At 60.8% G+C, this 6,193-nt stretch carries 8 protein-coding genes; 1 reads left to right on the top strand and 7 read right to left on the bottom strand.

Features of this window, described 5'->3' with window-relative positions:
- Window positions 1-150: 150 nt before the first annotated feature.
- The gene (locus WB528_RS23405) at window positions 151-1,074 is read right to left on the bottom strand and encodes a division plane positioning ATPase MipZ (RefSeq protein ID WP_423891149.1); all 924 of its coding nucleotides are present in this window, start codon (window positions 1,072-1,074) and stop codon (window positions 151-153) included.
- Window positions 1,075-1,355: 281 nt separating this feature from the next.
- On the opposite strand from WB528_RS23405, the gene panC reads away from it, so the two are divergent.
- Window positions 1,356-2,210, top strand: coding sequence for a pantoate--beta-alanine ligase (panC, locus tag WB528_RS23400; RefSeq protein ID WP_423891148.1), 855 nt, complete (start codon window positions 1,356-1,358; stop codon window positions 2,208-2,210).
- A 10-nt stretch (window positions 2,211-2,220) separates the two neighbouring features.
- Here the strand turns inward: panC and WB528_RS23395 are convergent, their stop codons facing one another.
- The 6 genes from WB528_RS23395 to WB528_RS23370 all read right to left on the bottom strand — a co-directional run bounded on the left by WB528_RS23395 (window position 2,221) and on the right by WB528_RS23370 (window position 6,095).
- Window positions 2,221-2,661: a DUF1489 family protein gene (locus WB528_RS23395; protein ID WP_423891147.1), complete on the bottom strand. Its 441-nt coding sequence runs from the start codon at window positions 2,659-2,661 to the stop codon at window positions 2,221-2,223.
- A gap of 111 nt (window positions 2,662-2,772) precedes the next feature.
- Window positions 2,773-3,711, bottom strand: a complete 939-nt coding sequence (locus tag WB528_RS23390) for a hypothetical protein (RefSeq protein WP_423891144.1) — start codon at window positions 3,709-3,711, stop codon at window positions 2,773-2,775.
- Window positions 3,712-4,083: 372 nt separating this feature from the next.
- The gene (locus WB528_RS23385) at window positions 4,084-4,287 is read right to left on the bottom strand and encodes a hypothetical protein (RefSeq protein ID WP_423891142.1); all 204 of its coding nucleotides are present in this window, start codon (window positions 4,285-4,287) and stop codon (window positions 4,084-4,086) included.
- Between the two features lie 273 nt (window positions 4,288-4,560).
- Window positions 4,561-4,929, bottom strand: coding sequence for a YidB family protein (locus WB528_RS23380; RefSeq protein WP_422255720.1), 369 nt, complete (start codon window positions 4,927-4,929; stop codon window positions 4,561-4,563).
- Window positions 4,930-5,098: 169 nt separating this feature from the next.
- Window positions 5,099-5,227 (bottom strand): hypothetical protein, encoded by a 129-nt coding sequence (locus tag WB528_RS23375; protein WP_423891140.1) that lies wholly within the window; start codon window positions 5,225-5,227, stop codon window positions 5,099-5,101.
- 211 nt (window positions 5,228-5,438) lie between these two features.
- Window positions 5,439-6,095, bottom strand: a complete 657-nt coding sequence (locus tag WB528_RS23370) for a glutathione S-transferase family protein (protein WP_423891138.1) — start codon at window positions 6,093-6,095, stop codon at window positions 5,439-5,441.
- Window positions 6,096-6,193 lie beyond the last annotated feature (98 nt).

The following is a 6,193-nucleotide window of genomic DNA, read 5'->3' as shown; positions in this document are numbered from 1 at the left end:
GATCAAAGGTACGTTCAGATCCTGGGTAAAAGCCCGGTAAAACAAGGCATTAAACAGGCGATGAGCGGGCCGGCACGCCTTGCGGGCCGAATTTGGCCGGGAGCGTCAAGCCCGCAAACGGCGGAACGCTGGCCGCGGGACCGTAAAGCCTCAGGCGCCGATGATGTCGTGAAGTTCCAGCGGTTTGTCGACCTGGGTGAACCACTCGGCGCGGTTGGCGGCGCGCCGGCGGCCGCGCTCGTCCAGCGGCAGTTTGAGCTGGCGCAACAGGCTCGTGACCTCTTCTCGCGCCGTCACGTGTCCCAGATTCGGGCGGGTGCCCAGCGTCGCCTCGTCGAGATCGTCAAGTGCGGTCAGACCGCGCGGGAAAAACTCCCGATACACCACGCGCTCGGCGAAGCCGTCCACCGAACGAAAGCCGAGCCGCAACGACAACTCGTTGAGCCCGTCGGCAACGAGCTGCTTGTTGCGCGAGCCGAGCATCGACAGGCGGTTGCGAACCACGATCCAGTCGGTGCTGGCGCCATCGATCTGGCGGCGCTTGCGCCTGGTGTCGCGCACCATTTCCGCATAGTGGCTTTCGCCGGTGACCGAATAGGTTTCGGGGTCGACGGTTCCAAGGACGTCGAAATCGAGAAAACTGTCGTTGATCGGCGTGACCAACGTATCGGCCATCGAATGGGCCAGCCGCATCAGGTAACTGTCGGAACCCGGCGTATCGATCACGATGAAATCGAAGCTGTGTTCGACCGCCCTTACCGATTCCTCGAACTGTTCGAATTCGGTCGTCTCGTTTTCGGCGATTTGCATGGTCTGGCCGAGCTTGATGCAACGATGCACCGGAATTTCAAGGTCGAGACCGGTTCGGGCCGCCCATGCGCGGCGGTTGGTGATGTAGCGGGTGAAGCTTTGCTGGCGGCAATCGAGGTCGATGGTGGCGACTCGCTGGCCGGCCTTCAGCAAGGCGACGGCGATATGCAGGGCCGTGGTGGACTTTCCGGAACCACCTTTTTCGTTGCCCAATACAACGACATGCGCCGAGCCGGACTGACCCTGACTAGTCTGCAGCAACATGCATTTGATCCCCCGTTGGTCATCATCAAATTACGCGCGAGCGCGGTCAAGTTAAATGCGCAAACCTCATCGCAAATCGCTACCGAGCCTGCTGCGATGGTGAATCGCTCGCGTCCTGTCTGCGCGAGACAATCGTTTCTCGAAAAACTCCGACCGTCGAGAACGCCCGGTGGGTGTTTGCCGCGCTTGGCGGCACGGCACGGAGCTTGATAGAGTCCGACGCACCCGCTCTGCCGCGCCACGACCTCCGACGCCCCCGACTCCCAACAGATTGAGACCCGATGCCGTCACGCCGCCCCATGATCGCCCGTACAATCCCTGCGCTGCGCCGCGCGCTGGATGGTCTTCGTGCGAGAAAAGCCACGATCGCGCTGGTGCCAACGATGGGCGCGCTCCACGACGGCCATGTGTCGCTGGTCCGGTTGGCAAAGCAGCGCGCCCGCAAGGTCGTCGTGTCGATCTTCGTCAACCCCACCCAGTTTGCCCCGACGGAGGATTTCGGATCCTACCCGAGAACCTGGAAAGCCGATCTCGCGAAACTGACGGCCGAAGGCGTCGATCTGATCTGGAATCCCGACGTCAAAACAATGTATCCGGAAGGTTTCGCGAGCCGTATTATTACGGACGGCCCCGCCATCGTCGGACTTGAGGACCGCTTCCGGCCGCACTTCTTCGGTGGCGTCGCCACCGTGGTCGGCAAGTTGTTTACGCAATGCCGACCCGATGCCGCCATCTTCGGCGAAAAGGATTTCCAGCAGTTGCTGGTGGTGGCGCGCATGGCGGCCGACCTTGACCTTGGCGTCAAGGTGATCGGCTCTAAAACAGTGCGCGAGCGCGACGGGCTCGCGATGTCCTCGCGCAATGTCTACCTTTCAGCGGAAGAGCGCCGCGCCGCGCCGGTTCTGTTCCAGGCCATGAAAGAAACGTCGCGGCGCCTGCGCGCCGGCGAAGAGGTCCATTCTGCGCAGACCGCCGCCATTGCGACGATCGCCGCGGCCGGCTTTTCCGTGGACTATTTCGAAACAAGGCACGCCGAAACGCTGGCACAGGTCACATCAATAAAGGATGGACCATTGCGCATTCTGGTCGCCGCCAGAATCGGCACGACACGGCTAATCGACAATATCGCGGTGTGAAAGCTGGAACCTAGAGCAAACCGAGGTCGCGGAGCTCACGGCGCATCGGCTCGGGCATGGCGGCAACGCTTGACGCCGCCGACTTCGTCAGATCGGGCGGTGCCGAGGTTGCCTCGAAATACCGCCATCCCTGGAAGGCCCGCATCGGACGTGGGGACACCGCGATCACCTTCGGCTGCATCACCAGGCGGCAGCGGCCGATGCCGTCCCGATCGCGAAAAGGTTCGATTGCGATTAGCTTTTCACGCGCGGCGATTTCGCCACGGATGACCCAATAAAGCGAGCCGCCGGCGAGCAGCGCTTCGACGCGCTTGGGCATCATCCGCGTGATGTGAATATGATGGGCGGGCTGGCCTTTCTTCTTGGCAGCCTTCATGCGCTCGGCAACCCACCCTCTGAGTTCCTTGATGGATTCGCAACCGACGCAAAGCTTGACCAGATGAAGCGGCATTTTGATTGATAGCCGAAATGCTAGTGGAGGAGTGGATTTGTCATTCGCTACTTGCTCGACCACGGGTTCGTCAAGCCGATGCGAATGCCGGAAATGGAACACTAGCGGGGGTCAATCGGTGGAAGCGGCCGCCGGCGGCTTGAGAGATGTGGCCGGGGCCGGCGTCCGCGGCGGCTTTGGCGCTGACTGTTTCTTGACTGCGGCCAGCGTCGGCGGTGGTGCTGGCCGCGGGGATGGCGTCGGCGTGGCCGCCGAAGCCGTAGGCGAATGCGCCGCCGATGTGGTCGCGGGCTCTGCAGTCATGATGCTCACAGGCGGCGTCGAAGCGGCGCTTGGAAATTCCGCGTTGGTCGGCTTGCCCGTCGGCATGCCCGGGATGAGCGCCGCAACCGGCGGGACCGACGGCGGCGGCGCGTTCCAGGCGAGCGAATAACGCCCGATCAGGCCGTCATAGGTCCGCTCGCTGATATTGGACGAGATCTGGCGGCTGTCCGTCAGCGATCTGAACGCCGCGCAAGCCGTCGGCGTACAATGCTCGCGAACGACCAGTACCTCGGCCATCAGCCCATACCGGTCGTGCTCCACCGCGCGGCGCAGTGCCTCGAGCTCGGGCGTCATGTTCTTGTTGGCGGCTGCCACGTCGCCAAAACCGGTCAGGCGGCTGATTTGCCGGGCCGCGTAGGAAAGCGCAGCCGCAGTTGCTTCGGGAGTACCGAACACGGCCTTTTCGCAGGCGGCCAGAACCAGATCTCCGGCCAGATCGTCAACGCAAGCAAGCGCCGGCAGGCTGGCCGTCACTGAAGAAGGTCCTCTGTCGTCGGTCGCGACCGAACTGCCTGAACCAAAACCGCGGGTGGTCGCGGCCAGAGCAACCGCAACCGCCAACAGCGTGATCACCGTCAGTGCGCCGTTGGCGACTGATTTCTCGGCACGCAACAGCGTAATGATCGCTATCACGGCGAAAAATCCCGCAGCGGCCAATGTCAGCCACATCGGGAATGCGGGGGAACGCCACAACTGATCGAGCGTGCTCGCCCAGGCCCAATTCATGCGCGATGTCCTCTAGTGGTCCGACCTTACCATTTGCAACCCGATGTGGCAGGCACTTTTGCAAATGTTAGAATCAAAGGACCACGAGCAAATATAGGCCTCTTGTCGAGTTTTGGATTTGACATTCGCCCCGCGAACTTGGCAGCGGCACGGCGAATGTCAAATCCATTCCACTACCGCCGTATCTGCAAGCTTCGGAGCCCAAAGACACCGGCGGCAAGTTCAGCGCGGCTTTGGTTCGGAAGTCCGTATGACGAACGTCAGGCACCCATGATGCGTTTTTGCAAATCGCTTGTCGCAAGCTTGTTGCCGCGAACCGGGCCTTTTGACGGCGGCTGAAACAGAAGTCAGTTTCACCCGTGGTGCATCATATCAAGAAAGTGCGAGCTGACTTTCCTTGGCCACACGTTCGAACGCTTCGGTGGAGCTCTTGATCCGGTACTGGCAGTCGTCCCCGTCGGTCGGAAGCAGGCGGATCACCTCATAGGTTCCGCTCGCGGCCGGACGCGCCACGTTGCTGGCGGTAAAATAGACGCTCTCTCCAACGTTATATTTATGCTTCAACGCCCTCTCCATCACGCAAAACGTCAGCTCTCGCCTACGGTCCCGCTTGCGTCGGCCAACTGAAAACGTCGCTGTATAGCATGCGGGCCGACTTTTTGGCCAGCGCGATCCGAACATGGCAAATGCGATGATTTTGCAGGCTTTTCAGTGAGATAAATGGCCGAGTGCCAGCCATTGATGACCTGAAGCTACCCTGACTGCGGCGCACTAAAACTCGGCCTTTTGGCGGTCAAATAATACCGCCGAGCATAGCATGCCCGGCGGCCAACAAGACGAACTTCGAAATCAGGCGGTGTGCGGCAGCTTTCCATCGGGGCTCGCCTGATCGACCGCCTTCGGAAGTTGCTGCGCCAGGATCTGGGTGATCTGATCGACCGGAATATTGTACCGGGCGGCCAGTTGCCTAACCGTGTCGCTACCGAGAACTTGCTGCAACTGCTCCGCCGTGATTGGCAGGTTCTGCCCGTTACCGATCCAGGATTTCACCTGATCGCCGAGACCCGCCTGCTGCAATTTGGCAACGATGGCCGACAACCCGCCCTGACTGCCGCTGCCCAAAACCTCGCTCAGAACAGCCGGCAGGACAGCGCCCTCCAACTGACCGAGCGCGCCTTTGAAAGCGGGTGAATTTTCCAATGAATCAAGAATTCCCATGGTCGAACCCCTTTTGGGCTGGAGGGCGAAGCCGATACGCGGATTCAGACCGCTTTAGCTGGCACGGTCAAGCGTCGAATCCCGCTGATAGAGCGGTTTCGACCTCGTGCAGCCGACCTGAGCGACCAATCACAAATGCATGACATTCGAGCGACGCGGCAATTGCCGGTCAGCCGCGTTGGGAATACGGCGGGGCCGTTTCTACGTCCGGCGCTTTTGGGCTGATATCACCAGACGACATGATTTCGTCGGCCTGCGATTTAAGATTGCTGGCCTTCTCCACCAGCAGCGCCGCCAATTCGGGGTTCCCTGTTGCGCGAGCGAAACTCAAAAGCGCCCGCGCCTGACGCGACAGATACCCTCTTCCGACCATCGCGCACCCCCAATAAAACTACACGCCGCTGTAACGTCCGCAGGCGCAATCGGTTTCATGAAAAGTACGAAAGTGAACGCAGCGGGTTCCACGCGATTCGGGAAAAAATGGCAGGGAACCGACACACCAATTCGATTCAGGCCGTCTCGAATTTTTCGATGATGATCGTCTCTGCGAGAGCGGCCCTCGTCCATTCCGCAAATGACGGCAGCGCGATCATCGTATCCATGTAGTGCTGTGTCTCTTCGGTCACCGCAACGGCATAGGTGCGGAAGCGATGCACCACCGGGGCAAACATCGCATCTGCTGCGCCAAACGCTCCGAACAGAAACGGTCCGGACTGCCCATGGCGTTCGCGGCACCCACGCCAGATCCCCTCAACCCGGGCGACGTTGGCGCGAGCGTCGGCAGACAGCTCGATCGCGCCAACAGGCCGATGCAGGTTCATGCCGCACTCGTTGCGAAGTGCCGCAAAGCCGGAATGCATCTCGGCGCAAACCGAGCGCGCGTGCGCTCGATGGGCGGGATGTTCGGGCCACAGCCGCTTTTCCGGAAAGCGCTCGGCGACGTATTCGATGATCGCGAGCGAATCCCAGACGGTCACATTGCCATCGACGAGAATCGGCACCTTGCCGGCGCCGCTGAAATCAAGAATCCGCCGCTTGTCGGCCTCCCCGCTATAGAGCGAAACAAAGACTTCCTCGAACGGGATGTTGTTGGCGCGAAGCGCGAGCCATGGCCGCATCGACCACGACGAGTAATTCTTGTTGCCAATCACGAGCTTCAAAGTCATTTCGAAACCACTCCCAGCAGCCAGAGCGGTATTGTGCCATGCCGCCCAGCGCACTTCAAATCAACGGGCCTTGCCGCGATCAAACGGGTGGATTGGAA

Origin of the sequence: Bradyrhizobium sp. (assembly GCF_049586575.1) — a bacterium.
Taxonomy (GTDB): domain Bacteria; phylum Pseudomonadota; class Alphaproteobacteria; order Rhizobiales; family Xanthobacteraceae; genus Bradyrhizobium.
This window is presented reverse-complemented; position numbering and strand designations above follow the sequence as displayed.